Here is an 18,534-nt window from a genome sequence, read left to right as displayed (position 1 = left end):
GCTGGCCCGCAGGCGCGCGCGGCCGGGGCGGACGCGCGCCGGGGTCCGCGCCGGGGCGGGGGTGACTGTCGGTAGGCTTCGTGCCCATGAGCACGCCTCGCCCCGTCCTCGTGGTGGACTTCGGAGCCCAGTACGCCCAGCTCATCGCGCGCCGGGTGCGCGAGGCGCGGGTCTACTCGGAGATCGTGCCGCACTCGATGCCGGTGGCGGAGATGCTGGCGAAGGACCCCGCCGCGATCATCCTGTCCGGCGGCCCGGCCAGCGTCTACGCGCCCGACGCCCCGCAGGTCGACGCGGGGGTGTTCGAGGCGGGCGTGCCGGTCTTCGGCATCTGCTACGGCTTCCAGGCGATGGCCCAGGCCCTCGGCGGCACGGTCGCGCGCACCGGCAACCGCGAGTACGGCGGCACCCCGCTGCGCCCCCGCCTCACCGGGCCCGGGGTGCTGCTGCGCGACCTGCCGGCCGACCTGCCGGTCTGGATGAGCCACGGCGACTGCGTGACCGAGGCCCCGGCGGGCTTCGCGGTGACGGCCGAGTCGGCCGGCGCCCCGGTCGCCGCGTTCGAGGACCTGGCCGGTCGCCGCGCGGGCGTGCAGTTCCACCCGGAGGTGGGGCACACCGCGCACGGCCAGGAGATGCTCACCCGGTTCCTCTACGACATCGCCGGCATCGAGCCGACCTGGACGCCCGAGAACATCATCGACGAGCAGGTGGCCCGCATCCGCGCGCAGGTGGGCGACAAGGAGGTCATCTGCGGCCTGTCCGGCGGGGTCGACTCGGCCGTCGCCGCCGCGCTGGTGCACCGGGCCGTCGGCGACCAGCTCACCTGCGTCTTCGTCGACCACGGCCTGCTGCGGGCGGGCGAGGCCGAGCAGGTGGAGAAGGACTACGTCGCCGCCACCGGGATCAAGCTGAAGGTGGTCGACGCGGCCGACCGGTTCCTCGGCGCGCTGGCCGGGGTGACCGATCCGGAGCAGAAGCGCAAGATCATCGGTCGGGAGTTCATCCGGGTCTTCGAGGCCGCCGCCCGGGAGGTCGCCGCGCACGGCGACGTCGAGTTCCTGGTGCAGGGCACCCTCTACCCGGACGTGGTGGAGTCCGGCGGCGGCACCGGCACCGCCAACATCAAGAGCCACCACAACGTCGGCGGCCTGCCGGAGGACCTGAAGTTCGCCCTGGTCGAGCCGCTGCGCACGCTGTTCAAGGACGAGGTGCGCACGCTGGGCCTCCAGCTGGGCCTGCCCGAGGCGATGGTCTGGCGGCACCCGTTCCCGGGGCCGGGCCTGGCCATCCGGATCATCGGGGCGGTCGACCGGGAGCGGCTGGACCTGCTGCGCCAGGCCGACCTGATCGCCCGCGAGGAGCTGACCGCCGCCGGCCTGGACCGGGGCGTGTGGCAGTTCCCCGTGGTGCTCCTGGCCGACGTGCGCAGCGTCGGCGTGCAGGGCGACGGGCGCAGCTACGGGCATCCCGTGGTGCTGCGCCCGGTCTCCAGCGAGGATGCGATGACCGCCGACTGGTCCCGGCTGCCCTACGAGGTGGTGGCCAGGATCTCCACCCGGATCACCAACGAGGTGGCCGAGGTGAACCGGGTGGTCCTGGACGTGACCAGCAAGCCGCCGGGCACCATCGAGTGGGAGTGACCCCCGTCCGCCGGCTCAGCCGCCGGTGGGTGACGCGGGGTCCGTCGGGTGCGGCCACGCCGGGGCGTCGGCCGGCTCCTCCGGCATGAGGAACCACATGACCGGGTACGCGAGCGCGGCCACCCCGGCGGTGGCGAGCGTCGCGACCGCGAAGAGCACCCGGACTAGGGTGGGGTCGACGGCGAAGTAGCGGCCGAGGCCGCTGGCCACCCCGGCGACCATCCGGTCCGTGGTGGGTCGGCGGAGTTGCTTGTACGGGGCCTGGTGCGGTGTCGAGGTCATGCCTCCACGTTCCGCGCCGGAGGGCCCGCCGGCCTCGGTGACGGCCCGGATCATTACCCTGACCGATCCCTGATGATCAAGTATTCAGTCAGGAATCTGACTCTTTTCAATGCAGGTAACGAGGGGCGGGGAGAATTTGGCCCCGTGACCACCATGCTGGAGCCGCTCCGCAGGATCGCGGCATACGCAGTCTGTGCTGACTCAGTCGGCCGAGTGTTGCTGGTCCGCGCATCGGAGCGCTCCGGCACCCCCGGCACGTGGTCCCTCCCCGGCGGGGCGGTCGACCACGGCGAGGATCCGAACCACACCGTCGTCCGCGAGACCGCCGCCGAGACCGGGCTCTCGGTCGCCGTCTCCGGCCTCGACGACGTGCTGGCCGACATGCGGGCCCTGCCCGAGCGCGGCATCACCATCCACACCGACCGGCTCATCTACCGGGTGTCGGTGCGGGGCGGCACGCTCACCGACCGGGTCGACCGCCCCACCGACCTGGCCCGCTGGGTCACCCCCACCGAGGCGCGCGAGCTGCCGCTGCGCTCGTTCACCGCGCGGGCCCTCGGGCTGCCCGCCTCCTCGGCCGACGTGGTGCCCGACGAGCCGCCGGAGTTCCCCTCCTTCTACGCGGTGCCCGGCCCCGACGGGCTGCACCGCGCCCAGCGCTTCGCCGCGTACGCGGTGGCCACCGACCCCGACGGCCGGGTGCTGCTCACCCGGGTCTCCGACGGCTACCCGGGGGCCGGCTGCTGGCACCTGCCCGGCGGCGGCACCGACTACGGCGAGCAGCCGGGCGCGGCGCTCATCCGCGAGCTGGTCGAGGAGACCGGCCAGCAGGGCCGTCTCGTCGAGCTGCTCGGGGTGGCCAGCCACCGTGACGCCGCCTCCCTCGGCCCCGAGGGCTACCCGATCGACTGGCACGGCGTGCGCGCCTTCTACCGGGTGATGGTCGACCAGCCCGCGCCGCCCACGGTGACCGACGTCGGCGGCTCCACCTGCGAGGCCCGCTGGTTCGCCCGCGAGGAGCTGGGCGCGCTGCCCGCCGACCGCCTCACCGAGGTCACGGCGGAGGCCGTCCAGGCCGCCCGCCTCGGCTGACCGGCCGCGGGGCACCGGCCCACGCCTCACCGGGCGAGATGCCCGATCGGCGCCTGGCCGACCGCCGGCCCGACCCGCCCGGGTCGCGGCCCGACCGCCCCACGTCGTCGCCCGCGCGGCCGGCGTCCGCGATAGCTTCTTGACCGACCGGGCGTCCCGCCCGGGGGATCGGGAGGCGCGGCGTGCTGGAGCGGCGACGGCAGGTGGGGGTCCACGGGGTGTGCCGGGGGCGTGACGGGCGGGTGCTGCTCGTGCGCGGCTCCGCGTCGGCCGACCACCCGGGGGCGTGGCGGCTGCCCGGCGGCGGGCTGGCGCACGGGGAACACCCGGAGGCCGGCGTGGTCCGGGAGTTCGCCGCGCAGACCGGCCTCGCCGTGCAGGTGACGGGCCTGCTCGCCGCCGTCTCGGACGTCACCGGGCTGCCGGGCGTGGCGCTGCACACCGACCGGATCGTCTTCGCCGTCGAGGCGTCCGGCGGCACGCTGCGCGCCGCGCCCGACGGCGTCACCGACCTGGCGCGCTGGTCGACGCCCGAGGAGGCCGCCGGGCTGCCGCTGCTGCCGTTCACCGCCGAGGCGCTCGGCCTGCCGGTCATCCCGGTGCGGCCCGCGTCCGGGGCGTCCCCCGGCGGGGCGCAACCGCCGGTGCCGGCCGACCGGAGGCAGCGCTTCGCGGCGTACGGGCTGGTCACCGACCCGGACGGGCGGGTGCTGCTCACCCTGATCGCCGACGGCTACCCGGGGGCCGGGCTGTGGCACCTGCCCGGTGGCGGCACCGACCACGGCGAGCAGCCGGCCGCCGGCCTGCTCCGCGAGCTGGTCGAGGAGGCCGGCCAGCTCGGCCGGGTGGTCGAGCTGCTCACCGTCCACGACCGCCACGATCCGGGCGCGCTGGGCCCGGAGGGCCGGCCGCTGGACTGGCACGGGGTGCGGGTGGTCTACCGGGTGGTGGTCGACGACCCCACCGAGGCCCGGGTCACCGAGCTGGCCGGCGGTTCGACGGCCGCCGCCGCCTGGTTTCCGCCGGACACGCTCGGCGACCTGCCGTTGACCGAGGTGGCGGCCCTGGTAACCGGACATCGGGTCGCATAGCACCCGCCCGCCGAGCCGGTATCGACGCCCTCCGGTAGGCTGAAGGCGGGGTTGGTGGAGGATCGGGCGATCAGGCCCGAGATGGGAATAGAAGAGGCGATTCGCGCGGTTAACGGAGATATCAGGTCCGCCGGCAGCTATCGCCAAGCCCCCTACCCCTGTGCAATGGTGTACTCCGCTTTGACGGCTGCCGGGCCCGAAGCGGTCCGGCACGAGACAGCCGGACACCCGCCCTCGCGGCGGCCAGCCCGATCCGGTGATGGAGGAAACGTGCCGAGAGCCCCATGGCGCCGGCGTCGTACGACTGACAGTCCGCGCCCCGCAGGGCGTCGCTGGGCGGGCCCGTTGCGCCGCAGCAGCACGTTCGCCCGCCAGGTGCTGCTCGTCCGGGTGGGACGCCGCGACGGCGTCGCCGCCGCGGGCACCGACCTGACCTCGCCCGAGCACCGCTACCTCGACCGGCAGCGCCGCCGCTACGGCCTCGACCGCTACCAGCGCACCGAGGTCGAGGCGGTCGCGCCGGTCAGCCCGGCTGTGGGCCCCGCCGCCCCGGTCGACGACGCGGCGTCGATGTCGATCCCGCTGCTGCCCGGCGCGCGGACGACGGGCCGCCGGGTCAAGTTCGCGCTGGTCAACGCCTGCACCCTGGCCAGCCTCGTGCTCGGCATCAACGCCATCTTCGTGGCCATGCAGGGTCAGGTGCGCCTCGCCGCGCTCCTGCTGATCGCCTGCGTGGCGTTCGACGGGCTCGACGGCGCGCTCGCCCGCCGCTTCGGCGTGGCCAGCCCGTTCGGCGCGCAGATGGACTCGCTGGCCGACATGTGCTCCTTCGGCCTGGCCGCCCCCGTGGTGGTCTACGCCTCGCTCGCCGGCGAGGCGCCGCGCGCCGCCGCCGCGGTCGCCGCCGCGCTCGTCGCCGCCTGCGCGGCGATCCGGCTCGCCCGGTTCAACGTCTCGCCGAAGGACGGCCGCTTCTTCTGCGGCGTGCCGACCACGATGGCCGCGGCCGTGCTGGCGTTGACCGTCGCCCTCGGCCTGCCGCTGCCCGGCCTCGTGCAGATCGCCGGGGTGGCGCTGCTCGCGTTCGCGATGGTCTCCAGCTTCCCCTACGCGAAGCTGGCCCGGCTGGTGAAGCTGCCGCCGTGGCTCTGGCTGGCCCCGGTGGTCGGCGCGCTGGTCGACATCCGGCTCACCTTCGCCCTGATCGTGGTGGGCTACCTGGTCAGCGGCCCGGTGCTCTGGCTGCACCAGCGCCGCACCGCCTGATCCGACGCTCGACGACGAAGGGGGCGCCGCAGTCGCGGCGCCCCCTTCGTCGTGCCCGGCTCAGCGCCAGCGGGCGATGACCGTGGACCCGCCGACCACCCGGTCGCCCGGCCCGACCAGCGGGTCGGCGGCGTCGGCCGGCAGGTAGACGTCGGTGCGCGAGCCGAACCGGATCAGGCCGAACCGCTCGCCCCGGGCCAGCAGCGAGCCGACCGGGGCCCGCTGCACGATGCGCCGGGCGATCAGCCCGGTGCGCTGCGCCACGACGACCGTCCCGTGGTCGGTGTCGAGCACCGTGTACGCCGCCACGTTGTGCTCGGCGTCCGGCTTCATGGCGTTGACGAACCCGCCGTCGGCGACGAAGTAGTCGACCACCTTGCCGGCCACCGGAGAGCGGTTGACGTGCACGTCCAGCACCGACAGGAACACCGCGACCCGCAGCCACTCGCCGTCGCCGAACCGCTCGTCGTACAGCCGCTGCACCGACAGCACCTGACCGTCGGCAGCGGCCACGACGGCCGACTGGTCCTCGGGGACGTCCCGCTGCGGGTCCCGGAAGAACGCGGCCACCGGGACGGCGGCGAGGGCCGGCACCAGCCACAGCTTCGACTTGGGCCGGGCGAGGCGGGTCAGCGCGGCCAGGCCGAGGGTGATGCCGGCCGCCGCGACCCCGTTGGAGTCGATGTGCATGCCCCGGGTCAGCGGGACGCTCGACGGCCGGTGGGCCGGGGCGAGGCGGGCGGCGACCGCCGCGTCGGCCGGGGTGAACCGGAGCCGGTGCACCCGCACCGGCGGGGGGTTGCGCAGCACCAGGTCGCTCCCGACGCCGTGCAGGGCGGCCTGCCGCTCCAGCTCGGCCGCCGCGCCGGCCGTCCGGGCCGGGGCCGCCGGCACCGCCACGGCGAGCACCGCGCCGTCGGCGAGGTATTTCGCCAGGCCGTCGACGGTCGTGCGGGTCTCGTCGGCGGTGCCGGTGAGCGGCTCGGCGGCGATCACCACCTCGACGGCGTCGGCCTCGGCGAGGGAGTCCACCACGCGTACCCGGTCGGCGACCCAACTGCCCTGGGCGCTCACGTGCTCGCGCAGCGCGGCCGGCGTCGCCGATCCGGCGGGCACGACGGTGAGGACGTCGCCGGGCAGCAGGGCGTCGATCGCCGCGGCCAGGACCGCGGAGTCCGGGGTCGCGCCGACCACCAGGGCGGCCTTCGGGTCGTTGCGCCGGGCGAGCTCGGTGACGAGGGTACGGGCGGCACGCTCGCCGATGCGGACCGGACCGGGCCGGCCGGAGGTGCGCACGGCGGGGGACTGGGTCATGTCGGACGGGCTCCTGACGGGGTAGAGACGGCAATCGCGGCGGGATCGCCACGGCGAACCGGTCGGGGTCGACCGCGGACGGGCCCGACGACCGGGCGGCGGGCCGGGGCGGGGCCCCGCGACGCGGCCCGGTCGTCGACGGCCCGGCGGCTCGTCGCGGGCGAGGCCCGCGGCGTGGACCGGCCGGCGGAGGCGAGATCTCCACGGCCAGCATATGCGTCCCCCGCCGGGAGCCGCACCGCAGCGGTCAACCGCCGGCCCGCTCGTCCCCACGGGGTGTCCCGCCGCCGCTGACCGGCCGGTCCTCGACCGCCTCGGGCAGGTCGTCGGTGACGGCGGCGGTCAGCCACTCGTCGGTCCGCCCGACGCCCGGCTCCTCGGCCCCGGCCCCGACATCGGTCTGCTGCGGGTCGGCCTGCGGCTGGTCGGCCGCCCGGTTGCCCCGGCCGGAGCGCAGCGCGCCGACCAGCCCCAGCACGCCGATCAGGAGCAGCCCGCCGGCCAGGAACCAGCCGACCGGGGGGAGGGCCAGGCCGAGCAGCTGGGCGAGCAGCCACCAGGCTGCCAGCGCGACGAAGAACAGCCCGAAGCCGAGCGATACGACGTCGGTGCGGTGCGCCTTCACCGGGTCACCTCCAGGTCTCCGGCGTTGACGTGGACGTAGAGGCGCAGCTTCCCGCCGCCGGGGCCGTCCGCGCCGAGGTCGGTGACCTCCCGGAGCCGGCCGTCCAGCGCGCCGGAACGGTTGCCGAAGATGGTCGCGTCCCCGGCGTTGACGTCGGCGGTCGTGGTGACGTCGACGTCGGGCGGCACCACGACGGTCGCCTTGCCGAAGTTGATCGCCACGGTGATCTGGGTCTCCTGCTTGTCGAAGTCGATGGCGCGCAGGTCCAGCACGGCGTCGCCGAAGTTGTTCTCGTAGCGGTCGGCCAGGTCGCGGCGGTCCGTGGGGGCCCAGGTGACGTCCCCGTCCACGCCCCGGACCCGGTCGTAGGACTCGGCGACGGTGGCGACGCCGAGCGCCGCCGCGGTGACCAGCCCGAGCGCGATCAGCCACCGCGCCCGGCCGAACCAGGCGCCGACGAGCAGCCCGAGCCCGATGGTCGCCAGGGCCGCGGCGAAGTACGCCGCCGCACCCACCTCGACCACGTCCAGCAGGTCGAGCACGGCCACCACGCCCAGCGCCAGGAAGATCAGCGAGAACGTCACGGCACCCAGCGGGGACCTTTCCCGGGGCCGCTTCGGCGGCTTGGCCGGCGGGTACGGCGCGGCCGGGGCCGGTTGCGGCCCCTGGGCGTACGGGCCGTGCGGGGCGAACGGCGGCCGGTAGCCGGACGGCGCGGGCGGGGTGACCGGCGGGTAGGCGACCGGACCGGGTGGGCCGGCCGACGGGGCGGGCGTGGGCGGCCAGGCCGGCAGCTCGGCGGTGGTCCCGCCCCGGGGCGGGGGCGGCGCGACCCACCGGGGGCCGGGCTGCCCGGGGACGGCCGCCCCGAACGGCTGCCCCGGGGCGACCCCGGCCGGCTGCCCCCCGAGCGGCGCCGTGGCCGGCTGACCGGGGGCGCCGGGGCCGGCCGGCGGCGTGCCGGGGGCGGCCTGCGGGCCGGTGGGCGGGGTGAACAGGCCCGGCGCGGGCGGGACGACCGGGCCCCGCGTGGGCCAGGCGACCGGCGGGGCCGACCCCGGCCCGCCGGCGGGCGTCGGAGCGTGGCCCGCGCCCCGGCCCGCTGTGGCGTGGTCGCGGTTGAGCAGCAGCGCGCCGCCGATCAGGATGGCCGCGCCGAGCAGCACCGCCCGGAACGCGTCGGTGACGATGTAGCCGAAGCTCACCGCGACCAGGATGCTCAGCACGATCACGGTGACCGGGGACATGCTGGACCGGCCCCGGCCGAGCATCGACTCGACCGGGGAGGCGGTGTCGCCCTCGCCGGGGATGATCAGCCAGGCCGTGACGTACACCAGGATGCCGATGCCGCCGAAGAAGCCCAGCACCGCCAGCAGCACCCGCCAGAGCACCGGGTCGGTGTTGGTGGCCCGGCCGATCGCCGCGCAGACACCGGCCAGGTAGCGACCCTCGCGCGGCCGGATGAGCCCGTACCGGGAGGTGAAGCCGGCGCCCTCGGGCGGCGGGGGCGGCGGGGCCGCGTACCCCCCGGGTGGTGGGCCGCCCGCCCCCGGACCGTCGCCCCCGGGCGGTGGCGGTGGGGGTGGCGCGGCCGGGCCCGGCGTCTGCGGCGGCCCGCCCCCGGCGTCCCGGCCGGCCTGCCCGGGTGTGCCCGGCGCGTCGGGCGTCGCCGGGCCGAAGGCGGCCGGCGCGGCCCAGGCGGCGGGGGTGGTGGGGGCCGCCGGGGCCGGCGGCGGGGGCGGTGGTGGCCCGCCCGGCGCTGCCGTCCCGGGGCGGGGCGGCGGGGCAGCTTCCTCGGTCATGCCTCGATCCTGCTGCGCGGGCCGGCGAGAGACCTCCGGAACCGACCCTGACCCCACCCTGAGATCCGGCGGGCCGGGATGTCCGGGCGTTCCCCGTGGTCTGCGGCCGGCGTGGCGTGTGACGATCGGATCGGCGACGTCGACCCGGCGTACGCCCGCGCCCGCGCCGCACACCCGGGGCGCGCCCGCCCGAGCAGGGAGCCTCCGATCAGCGCCATGACCCAGCCGCCCCGCCTCTACCGGGCGCCCGAGCACCGGATGGCCGCCGGCGTCGCCGCCGGCATCGCCGACCACCTCGGCATCTCGGTGGTCCGGGTGCGGATCGCGTTCATGGTGCTGCTCGGCCTCAGCGGGCTCGGGCTGCTGCTCTACGCCGCGTTCTGGGCGGTGGTCCCGCTGCGGCCCGGTGACGCGGCCGTCCCGGCCCGCCGTGATCTCGGCCAGCTCCTGCCGTTCGTGGCGATCGGGCTGGTGGTGCTGGTGCTCCAGACGGTGCTCTTCGGCTCCGTCGGGGCGGCGGGCACCGCCGGCTGGCTGGTCGCGATCATCGCGGTGGGGGCCGGGGTGATCTGGCACCAGTCCGCGCCGGAGCGGCGTCGGCAGTGGGGCGAGCGGATGCCGGTGCCCTGGCTCGGCGCGGTGATCGAGGAGAACGACCGGCGCGCGTTCGTGCTGCGGTTCATCGGCGGCGGGGTGCTGGTCGCGGTCGGCATCATCGGCGTCGCGGCGGTCTACTCGCCCGCGCAGAACTTCGACGCGGTGGTCAACGGCGTCATCTTCGCGCTGGTGGGGCTGGCCGGGGTGGGGGTGGTGGCGGCCCCGGTGCTCTGGCGGACGTACAACCAGCTCCGTTCGGAGCGCGAGGGGCGCATCCGCGAGCAGGAGCGGGCGGAGCTGGCCGCCATGGTGCACGATCAGGTGCTGCACACCCTCGCGTTGATCCAGCGCAACGCCGCCGACACCACGACCGTGCAGCGGCTCGCGCGCGGGCAGGAGCGGTCGCTGCGCAACTGGCTCTACAAGCCGACCGCCTCGCCGACGGAGCGGTTCGCCGCGGCCCTGGAACAGGCGGCGGCCGAGGTCGAGGACACCTTCGCCATCACCGTGGAGACGGTGGTGGTGGGCGACCGGGGCACCGACGAGCGGGTCGGCGCGCTGGTGGCGGCGGCCCGCGAGGCGCTGGTGAACGCGGCCCGGCACGCCGGGGTGCGGACGGTCTCGCTGTACGCCGAGGTCGAACCGGAGCAGGTGAGCGTCTTCGTCCGGGACCGGGGCAAGGGCTTCGACCCGGATACGGTGGAGGACCACCGGCACGGGGTCCGGGGGTCGATCGTCGGGCGGATGAGGCGGCACGGCGGCCGGGCGGAGATCCGCTCCGAGCCGGGCGAGGGGACGGAGGTCCGGTTGATCCTGCCGATCTCCCGCGACCAGTCCACGGCGGAAAGGGACAGATGACCATGGCCGAGCAGCCGACCGGACCGGTCGAGGGCGGGGCGGGCGCGCCCGCGCGCCTGCGCGTCTTCCTCGTCGACGACCACGCCATGTTCCGTGCCGGGGTCCGCGCCGAGTTGGGCGTCCACGTCGACGTGGTGGGCGAGGCCGGCACGGTGGCCGAGGCGGTCGCCCGGATCGCCGCCAGCACGCCCGACGTGGTGCTGCTGGACGTGCACATGCCCGACGGCGGCGGCCGGGCGGTGCTGGAGGCGATGCGCCGCAGCCACCCGCAGGTGCGCTTCCTGGCGCTGAGCGTGTCCGACGCCGCCGAGGACGTGATCGGCCTGATCCGGGCCGGCGCCCGGGGCTACGTCACCAAGACGATCTCCCCGGACGAGCTGGCCGGGGCGATCCGCCGGGTGGCCGACGGGGACGCCGTGTTCAGCCCCCGGCTGGCCGGGTTCGTGCTGGACGCGTTCGCCGCCCGGCCGGACGCCCCGGTGGCCGATCCGGAGCTGGACCAGCTCACCAACCGGGAGCGCGAGGTGCTCCGCCTGCTCGCCCGGGGGTACGCGTACAAGGAGATCGCCAAGGAGCTCTACATCTCGATCAAGACGGTCGAGACGCATGTGTCGAACGTCCTGCGTAAGCTCCAGATGTCCAATAGATACGAATTGTCGCGCTGGGCTGCGGACCGCCGACTGGTGTGATCGACTCCTTGTCCCGGCCGGCCCCGACGGTGATCCCGGGTGCCGGTCGATGTGACGCAGCGTAACTGTGAGTCTGGTCATTCCCGCCGCATCCCCCGCTCGGTCCGTGCTGCTCACCGGGTGGCCGAAGGCCGCCTCGCCCGGACGGGCAGACCGTGTCGCTGCCCGTCCTGATCCCCCGCGCCCGCGGCGCGGGCGCGGGGAAGCTCACAGGCCGGTCACGGGCGTTGGGCGGAGCGCAAAAAGGGGTTGTATGTTGGCTGTTCAGCGGGGCGCGGCCGACTTGTTTCAAGATCATTTCTCAAGTATCGGCCGCACTGCGGGCAACTAACGGCTTGATAACGGCACCTTCACGTAACGGGCCGGTAGGTGTCACAGTTGCAGCACCTCACCCCCGGTGTGAGGCACCCAGGCACGGTCGCGCGGCCACGGATGCGGTGAGAAGTCACGGTTCGTGGTCGTCGATTCCTGCGCGGGGGCCGAATCCGGTACGGTGCGGCAGCCCGGCGGATCGGTACATCAGGGGTGTCCCGATTTCCTGCGGTAACCGGCGGTCGGTGGTTGTGACCGCCGGCGGTGTCACCCCCCATGCGTGCGTGAAACCCACGACGGAACAGGTTAGAAAGAGGAGGCCCCTCGGAATGAGAGTCTCGAAGCGGGCGAGTGGCGCGATCGCGCTGGGCGCGGCTTTCGCGCTCGTCGCGTCCGGCTGCTCCAGCAGCGACGGAGAGGGTGGCGACGCCACCAGCGCGGACGGCGCGATCACGGTCGACGGCACCGAGCCGGAGAACCCGCTGGTTCCGTCGAACACCACCGAGACCGGTGGCGGCAAGATCATCGACTGGATGTGGACCGGTCTGGTCGAGTACCCCAACAACGGTGGCGCCCCGCAGAACGCCCTGGCCGAGTCGATCGAGACGACCGACTCCAAGGTCTACAAGATCAAGATCAAGCAGGACACGAAGTTCCACGACGGCACCGTCGTGAAGGCCAAGAACTTCGTGGACGCCTGGAACTGGGGCGCCTACTCGCCGAACGGCGCGCAGAACTCCAGCTTCTTCGCCGACATCGAGGGCTTCGCCGACGTCAACACGGCGGACCCGGACGGCCCCGAGGGCCCGCAGAAGGCCCCGGAGCCGAAGGCCAAGGAGATGTCCGGCCTCAAGGTCGTCGACGACTGGAACTTCGAGGTCACGCTCGCCGCGCCGACCGCCGTGTTCCCGACCAAGCTCGGCTACAGCACCTTCATGCCGCTGCCGGACGCGTTCTTCTCGGGCAGCGCCGAGGAGTTCGGCAAGAAGCCGATCGGCAACGGGCCGGTCAAGTTCGTGTCCTGGGAGAACAACGTCCAGATCAAGCTGACGCGGTTCGACGACTACCAGCTGCGCGACAAGATGAAGATCAAGGACGTCACCATCAAGATGTACCAGGACGACACGGCCGCGTACAGCGACCTGGTCTCCGGGAACCTCGACTTCATGCAGCAGGTGCCGGTCTCTGCCCTCGCGGGCGACAAGTGGAAGTCGGACCTGACCGACCGCGCCATCGCGTCGACCACCCCGTCGACCGGCATCATCGCCTTCCCGATCTACGACAAGCGCTTCCAGAACCCGAAGCTGCGTCGCGCCATCTCCCTGTCGATCAACCGGCAGGAGATCACCGACAAGATCTTCTTCGGTAACCGGAAGCCGGCCGACAGCTGGGCCAACCCGCTGACCCCGGGCGCGCAGCCGGGCAACTGCACCGCGTGCCAGTTCAACGTGGACGAGGCCAAGAAGCTCCTCGCCGAGGCCGGCGGCTTCTCGGGCGAGCTGGTCATGTACTACAACGCCGACGCCAGCCACAAGGAGTGGATGGAGGCCGTCGCGCAGCAGGTCAAGACCAACCTCGGTATCAACGCCCGCGCCGAGGGCGTGCCGACCTTCGCGGTGTTCCGCCAGAACATCAACGCCCACAAGATGAAGGGCGCCTACCGCGCGGGCTGGCAGCAGGACTACCCGGACGTGGAGAACTGGGTCAACCCGCTCTACGTGACCGGTGGCTCCTCCAACGACGGTCTGTACAGCAACCCGCAGGTCGACGCCCTGGCCAAGGAGGCCAGCTCCGCGCCGAGCCTCGACGCCTCGCACGCCAAGTTCGCCGAGGCCGTCAAGCTCATCGACCAGGACGTTCCGTCGATGCCGATCTACTTCGGTGGCCAGCAGTCCGGCCACTCGGAGAAGGTCAAGAAGATGGAGCTGAGCAACGTCGGCGAACTCGACATCACCTCGGTCGAGCTCTGATCCGTTCGGTCTGACCCCGGGTCGGGCTCACCTACCGGTGGGTCCGGCCCGGGGCCGTTCCGCGAGGAGTGCACAACACTCCCCGCCACGTTGACGTCACCCCGTGTCGGCGGTCGTCCGACGCGCCCCCTGTCAGGAGGACCCCCCCATGGGCCGTTATCTGTTGAGACGGCTACTGCAACTCGTCCCGGTCTTCATCGGTACGACGTTCCTGATCTACTGGCTCGTCTGGTCCGTGCCGGGCGACCCGTTCGCCGGCAAGTGCGGCGACCGCCGGTGCCCGGACTCGTACATCAACTTCATGACCGAGAAGTACCAGCTCGACGAGTCGATCTGGGTGCAGTACGCCACCTACATGAAGAACCTGTTCCAGGGGGACTTCGGCGTCACGTACAACAACCGCGCGGTCGGCGACATCATCGCCACCGCGTACCCGAACACCCTGAAGCTCGCCGTGGTGGCCCTGGCGATCGAGGCGATCATCGGGTTGAGCGCCGGCGTCCTGACCGGTCTGCGGCGCAACGGCTTCCTCGACAACCTGGTCCTCGTCTCCACGCTCTTCCTGATCGCGCTGCCGGTCTTCGTCGTCGGCTTCGTCCTCCAGTGGCTGCTCGGCGTGAAGTGGGGCATCGTCCACCCGACCGTCTCCAGCGAGATGCGGCTGTCCGAGCTGCTCCTGCCGGGCTTCGTGCTCGGCAGCGCCTCGATGGCGTACGTCGCCCGGGTGGCCCGCACCAGCATCGCGGAGAACCGGCGGGCCGACTACGTCCGCACCGCCATCGCCAAGGGCCTGCCGATGCGGCGCGTCGTCGGCGTGCACCTGCTGCGCAACTCGCTGATCCCGGTCGTCACCCTGCTCGGCACCGACCTCGGCGCGCTCATGGGCGGCGCCATCGTCACCGAGGGCATCTTCGGCATCAACGGCATCGGCCGCGCCGTGCTCCGGGCGATCGTCACGAAGGAGAGCGCTACCGTTGTCTCCATCGTGGTGGTCCTGGTGCTCGTCTACCTTTTGATGAACCTGCTGGTGGACCTGCTCTACGCCGCTCTCGACCCGAGGATCCGCTATGAGTGAGCAGCGTCGCGAACGAGTCAGGAACGCAGCGTGCCGGGGCCACCGTCCCGGCACCGAGCGCAGCGAGGTGGCGGCATGAGTGACCCCAGCACCGCATCGATCGTCTCGACCCCGCCGGCGACCATGCCCACCGAGGCTGGCTCCGGCGCGCCCGTCAACGCCGGCCTGCCCGGGAACGCCCGCAAGGAGAAGCCGCGCGGCCTGCTCGGCGACGCCTGGCGCGACCTGCGCCGCAAGCCGCTGTTCTGGATCTCCGCGGCCCTCATCGTGATCTTCGTGCTGATGGCGGCCTTCCCGTCGCTGTTCAGCTCCGGCGACCCGGTCAACGGAGCCCTGGCCAACAGCCAGGTCAAGCCGTCGGCCGACGCCTGGTTCGGCTACGACGTGCAGGGCCGCGACGTGTACGCCCGGACGATCTACGGCGCGCGCGCCTCGATCGTGGTGGCCCTGATCTCCACCATCGGCACGCTGCTGATCGGCGGCGCGATCGGCATGATCGCCGGCTACGCCGGCGGCTGGGTCGACGCCCTGCTCTCCCGCTTCGCCGACATCTTCTTCGGCCTGCCGTTCGTGCTCGGCGCGATCGTCATCCTGACCACCTTCAACGGCGCCGAGTCGAGCAACGGCGAGTGGCAGATCATGGGGCTGGTCATCATGTCCCTGGTCGTGCTGAGCTGGCCGGTCGTGATGCGGCTGATGCGCTCCTCGGTGCTGGCCACCAAGGAGGCCGACTACATCGTCGCGGCCCGGGCGCTGGGCGCCGGCCACGGCCGGATCATCCTCAAGCACCTGCTGCCGAACTGCCTCGCCCCGCTGCTGGTCTACGGCACGATCATGGTCGGGTCGTTCATCGGCGCGGAGGCCACGCTGTCGTTCCTGGGCATCGGCCTGAAGACCCCGGTGGTCTCCTGGGGCATCATGATCAGTGAGGCGCAGAACTACATCCGGGTCTCGCCCTTCCTGCTCTTCTTCCCCTCCGCGTTCCTCGTCACCGCCGTGCTCAGCTTCGTGATGCTCGGCGAGGCGGTCCGCGAGGCCCTCGATCCGAAACTGCGCTAGGGGAGATTGAGTTGTCCGACATTCTCGTGTCCGAGCAGTCCAAGCCCGGTGCCGCCGGATCCGGCCGCCCCTCGGGCCGCCTCCTGGAGGTCGAGGACCTGCGGGTCGAGTTCCGCACCCGCGACGGCGTCGCCAAGGTCATCAACGGCGTCACCTACCACGTCGACGCGGGGGAGACCCTCGCCGTGCTCGGCGAGTCCGGCTCCGGCAAGAGCGTCACGGCGCAGACCATCATGGGCATCCTCGACACGCCGCCCGGCTTCGTCACCGGCGGCCAGGTGCGCTTCCACGGCAAGGACATGCTCACCATGTCCGCCGAGGAGCGCCGCCGCATCCGCGGCGAGGGCATCGCGATGATCTTCCAGGACGCGCTCTCCGCCCTGAACCCCGTCTTCACCGTCGGATTCCAGATCGCCGAGCAGTTCCGCGTCCGGCGCGGCCTCAGCCGCGCCGACGCCAAGAAGCGCGCGATCGAGATGCTCGACCAGGTCAAGATCCCGAACGCCAAGGGCCGGTTCAGCAACTACCCGCACCAGTTCTCCGGCGGCATGCGGCAGCGCGCGATGATCGCGATGTCGCTGGCGCTCGACCCCGAGGTGCTGATCGCCGACGAGCCCACCACCGCGCTCGACGTCACCGTGCAGGCCCAGATCATGGACCTGCTCGCCGAGCTCCAGCGCGAGCGGCAGATGGGCATGATCCTGATCACCCACGACCTCGGCGTGGTCGCCGACGTCGCGGACCGGATCGCCGTCATGTACGCGGGCCGGATCGTCGAGGAAGCCAACGTCTACGACCTGTACGCCAAGCCGGCACACCCGTACACGATGGGTCTGATCGACTCGATCCCGCGGATGGACGAGCGGGGGCAGCAGCTCCGCACCATCAAGGGCCTGCCGCCGAACCTGATGAACATCCCGCCGGGCTGCCCGTTCAACCCGCGCTGCCCCATGGCGCAGCCGGTCTGCCGGGAGAAGCTGCCGCCGCTGCTGCAGATCGGCGCCGGCCGGGCCAGCGCCTGCCACTTCGCTGAGGATCTGGTGAACCGTGACTGAGAACATCCTCGAAGTCCGTGACCTGGTCAAGCACTACCCCGTCACCCGCGGCGTGGTGTTCAAGAAGACCATCGGGCACGTCAAGGCCGTCGACGGGGTGTCGCTGGAGCTCAAGGCCGGCGAGACGCTCGGTGTGGTCGGCGAGTCCGGCTGCGGCAAGTCGACGCTGGCCCGGGTGCTGATGAACCTGGAGCGGCCGACCGCAGGCAGCGTCAACTACAAGGGCCAGGACATCTCCAAGCTCTCCGGCGGCGCCCTGCGCCGGCTGCGCCGCCAGATCCAGCTGGTCATGCAGGACCCGTACACCTCGCTGAACCCGCGGATGACGGTCGGCGACCTGATCGGCGAGCCGTTCGAGATCCACCCCGAGGTGGCCCCGAAGGGCAGCCGGCGGGACAAGGTCAAGGAACTGCTCGACCTCGTCGGCCTGAACCCGGAGCACATCAACCGGTACCCGCACCAGTTCTCCGGCGGCCAGCGGCAGCGCATCGGCATCGCCCGGGCGCTGGCCCTGCGGCCCGAGATCATCATCTGCGACGAGCCGGTGTCGGCCCTGGACGTGTCCATCCAGGCCCAGGTGATGAACCTGCTGGAGAAGCTCCAGGCCGAGCTCGGCCTCTCGTACGTCTTCATCGCCCACGACCTGTCGGTGGTCCGGCACCTGTCGGACCGGGTCGCGGTCATGTATCTCGGCAAGATCGTCGAGATCGGCACCGAGGACGAGATCTACGAGCGCCCCACCCACCCGTACACGCAGGCGCTGCTGTCGGCGGTGCCGGTGCCGGACCCGACGCTGCGCGACCAGAAGGCGATCATCCGGCTCACCGGCGACGTGCCGTCGCCCGTCAGCCCGCCCTCGGGCTGCCGGTTCCGCACCCGGTGCTGGAAGGCGCAGGACGTCTGCGCCGAGCAGGTCCCGCTGCTGGAGATCCGCTCCGGCTCGGACCACCCGAGCGCCTGCCACTTCGCCGAGAAGCGCGAGATCGTGGCCAGCCACGAGGCGTGAGCCTCCCCGGCTGACCGACCGGTCCTGGCCGGCCTGCCGGATCACCGGGCTGGCCTGCGACATCCGACCGCCTGCCGGCGTCCCCGCGACGCCGGCAGGCGGTTCTGCACATGGGCCCGTCGTGCCCCCCGTCGTGCGCCCCGCAAGATCGCGCTCGATCCGGGAAACAGTGCCCCCGCCCTCGTGCGGAGGCCACTGCTTCCGTGTTTCTGCGCATCCCGGCCGAGGGCTCCCGGCGCAGGCGGCGTCGGCGAGGGGCGCGGCGGCGCGGGGCGGGACGAGGGCTGCTACAGCGGGCCGCGGCCGGCGCGGAGCAGCAGCAGGGCCAACTGGGTGCCGTCGGCCCCCAGGGCCTGCCGGAACCGCTCCAGGATCTCGCGCTCCCGCGACAGCACCAGCCGGGTGCCCCCGGAGGCCATCCGGGTCGCGCCGACCTCCTGCGACAGGGCGGCCCGTTCCTGCCACAGCGCGATCAACGTGCTGTCGATCTCGTCGATCCGCTCCCGGATGGCGACGATCCGCTCCGCCGCCACCGAGTCGTCGGTGCCGGTGCGGGTCGACCCGGCAGCCGACGACGCCGGCTCGCCCCGCCCGCCGCCCGTGTTGCCCGCCTTGCCGGCGGAAACCGGGCCGCCGCTGCCGCCGCCCACGTTGCCGGCCTTGCCGGCGCTGGCCGGGTTTCCGCCGCCGGCGGCACCCGTGTTCGGGTTGCCGGGGCCGGTGCCACCGCCGGGGAGGCCGCCGCCCGCGTTCCCGCTGCCCGTGCCGCCGCTGCCGGCGTTGGCCTGGACGCCGCCG

14 protein-coding genes and 2 pseudogenes are annotated in these 18,534 nt (G+C 73.3%); 11 read left to right on the top strand and 5 right to left on the bottom strand.

Annotation, left to right across the window (positions count from 1 at the left end; genetic code table 11):
- Positions 1-86: 86 nt before the first annotated feature.
- Positions 87-1,643 (top strand): glutamine-hydrolyzing GMP synthase, encoded by a 1,557-nt coding sequence (gene guaA, locus O7633_RS14395; protein WP_282328174.1) that lies wholly within the window; start codon positions 87-89, stop codon positions 1,641-1,643.
- Positions 1,644-1,658: 15 nt separating this feature from the next.
- Here guaA and O7633_RS14390 read toward each other — a convergent pair whose 3' ends face one another.
- Positions 1,659-1,925, bottom strand: a complete 267-nt coding sequence (locus O7633_RS14390) for a PspC domain-containing protein (protein ID WP_074472850.1) — start codon at positions 1,923-1,925, stop codon at positions 1,659-1,661.
- A gap of 144 nt (positions 1,926-2,069) precedes the next feature.
- Here O7633_RS14390 and O7633_RS14385 point away from each other — a divergent pair, with 144 nt between their 5' ends.
- The 3 genes from O7633_RS14385 (at position 2,070) to O7633_RS14375 (ending at position 5,374) form a co-directional block, all read left to right on the top strand.
- On the top strand, positions 2,070-3,017 hold the full coding sequence (locus O7633_RS14385; RefSeq protein ID WP_278129360.1) for an NUDIX hydrolase: 948 nt from the start codon (positions 2,070-2,072) through the stop codon (positions 3,015-3,017).
- A gap of 185 nt (positions 3,018-3,202) precedes the next feature.
- On the top strand, positions 3,203-4,108 hold the full coding sequence (locus O7633_RS14380; protein WP_282328562.1) for an NUDIX domain-containing protein: 906 nt from the start codon (positions 3,203-3,205) through the stop codon (positions 4,106-4,108).
- Between the two features lie 345 nt (positions 4,109-4,453).
- Positions 4,454-5,374 carry a CDP-alcohol phosphatidyltransferase family protein gene (locus O7633_RS14375; protein WP_278129359.1) on the top strand — a complete coding sequence of 307 codons (921 nt, stop codon included), beginning with the start codon at positions 4,454-4,456 and terminating at the stop codon, positions 5,372-5,374.
- A 60-nt stretch (positions 5,375-5,434) separates the two neighbouring features.
- Here the strand turns inward: O7633_RS14375 and O7633_RS14370 are convergent, their stop codons facing one another.
- The 3 genes and pseudogenes from O7633_RS14370 to O7633_RS14360 all read right to left on the bottom strand — a co-directional run bounded on the left by O7633_RS14370 (position 5,435) and on the right by O7633_RS14360 (position 9,115).
- A complete protein-coding gene (locus O7633_RS14370; RefSeq protein WP_282328173.1) occupies positions 5,435-6,688 on the bottom strand; it encodes a phosphatidylserine decarboxylase in 1,254 nt (417 codons plus the stop codon).
- A 412-nt stretch (positions 6,689-7,100) separates the two neighbouring features.
- Positions 7,101-7,313 (bottom strand): annotated as a pseudogene (locus O7633_RS14365) (hypothetical protein); the annotation flags it as partial.
- Positions 7,310-9,115 (bottom strand): PspC domain-containing protein, encoded by a 1,806-nt coding sequence (locus tag O7633_RS14360; RefSeq protein WP_282328172.1) that lies wholly within the window; start codon positions 9,113-9,115, stop codon positions 7,310-7,312. The gene O7633_RS14360 and the pseudogene O7633_RS14365, both read right to left, overlap by 4 nt.
- A 216-nt stretch (positions 9,116-9,331) precedes the next feature.
- Between O7633_RS14360 and O7633_RS14355 the strand changes: the two genes are divergently transcribed.
- The 7 genes from O7633_RS14355 to O7633_RS14325 all read left to right on the top strand — a co-directional run bounded on the left by O7633_RS14355 (position 9,332) and on the right by O7633_RS14325 (position 17,736).
- Positions 9,332-10,570 carry an ATP-binding protein gene (locus O7633_RS14355; protein WP_074472589.1) on the top strand — a complete coding sequence of 413 codons (1,239 nt, stop codon included), beginning with the start codon at positions 9,332-9,334 and terminating at the stop codon, positions 10,568-10,570.
- A gap of 2 nt (positions 10,571-10,572) precedes the next feature.
- Complete coding sequence (locus tag O7633_RS14350; RefSeq protein WP_178066390.1) at positions 10,573-11,259, top strand: response regulator transcription factor; 687 nt, start codon at positions 10,573-10,575, stop codon at positions 11,257-11,259.
- Between the two features lie 641 nt (positions 11,260-11,900).
- On the top strand, positions 11,901-13,541 hold the full coding sequence (locus tag O7633_RS14345) for an ABC transporter substrate-binding protein (protein ID WP_282328171.1): 1,641 nt from the start codon (positions 11,901-11,903) through the stop codon (positions 13,539-13,541).
- Between the two features lie 148 nt (positions 13,542-13,689).
- Complete coding sequence (locus O7633_RS14340; protein ID WP_282328170.1) at positions 13,690-14,616, top strand: ABC transporter permease; 927 nt, start codon at positions 13,690-13,692, stop codon at positions 14,614-14,616.
- A gap of 75 nt (positions 14,617-14,691) precedes the next feature.
- Entirely contained in the window at positions 14,692-15,675 is a 984-nt protein-coding gene (locus O7633_RS14335; protein ID WP_282328169.1) for an ABC transporter permease, read from the top strand.
- A 26-nt stretch (positions 15,676-15,701) separates the two neighbouring features.
- Positions 15,702-16,730 carry an ABC transporter ATP-binding protein gene (locus O7633_RS14330; RefSeq protein WP_282328561.1) on the top strand — a complete coding sequence of 343 codons (1,029 nt, stop codon included), beginning with the start codon at positions 15,702-15,704 and terminating at the stop codon, positions 16,728-16,730.
- A complete protein-coding gene (locus O7633_RS14325) occupies positions 16,723-17,736 on the top strand; it encodes a dipeptide ABC transporter ATP-binding protein (protein WP_178066387.1) in 1,014 nt (337 codons plus the stop codon). The genes O7633_RS14330 and O7633_RS14325 overlap by 8 nt, the downstream gene beginning before the upstream one ends.
- A 287-nt stretch (positions 17,737-18,023) precedes the next feature.
- On the opposite strand, the pseudogene O7633_RS14320 reads toward O7633_RS14325, so the two are convergent.
- Positions 18,024-18,290 (bottom strand): annotated as a pseudogene (locus tag O7633_RS14320) (chorismate mutase); the annotation flags it as partial.
- Between the last annotated feature and the right edge of the window lie 244 nt (positions 18,291-18,534).

The sequence above is a fragment of the Micromonospora sp. WMMD712 genome (assembly GCF_029581295.1).
In the GTDB taxonomy this organism is placed as follows: Bacteria; Actinomycetota; Actinomycetes; order Mycobacteriales; family Micromonosporaceae; genus Micromonospora; species Micromonospora carbonacea.
The sequence above is the reverse complement of the archived record's forward strand: the minus strand, read 5'-3'. Positions and strand labels throughout refer to the sequence as shown.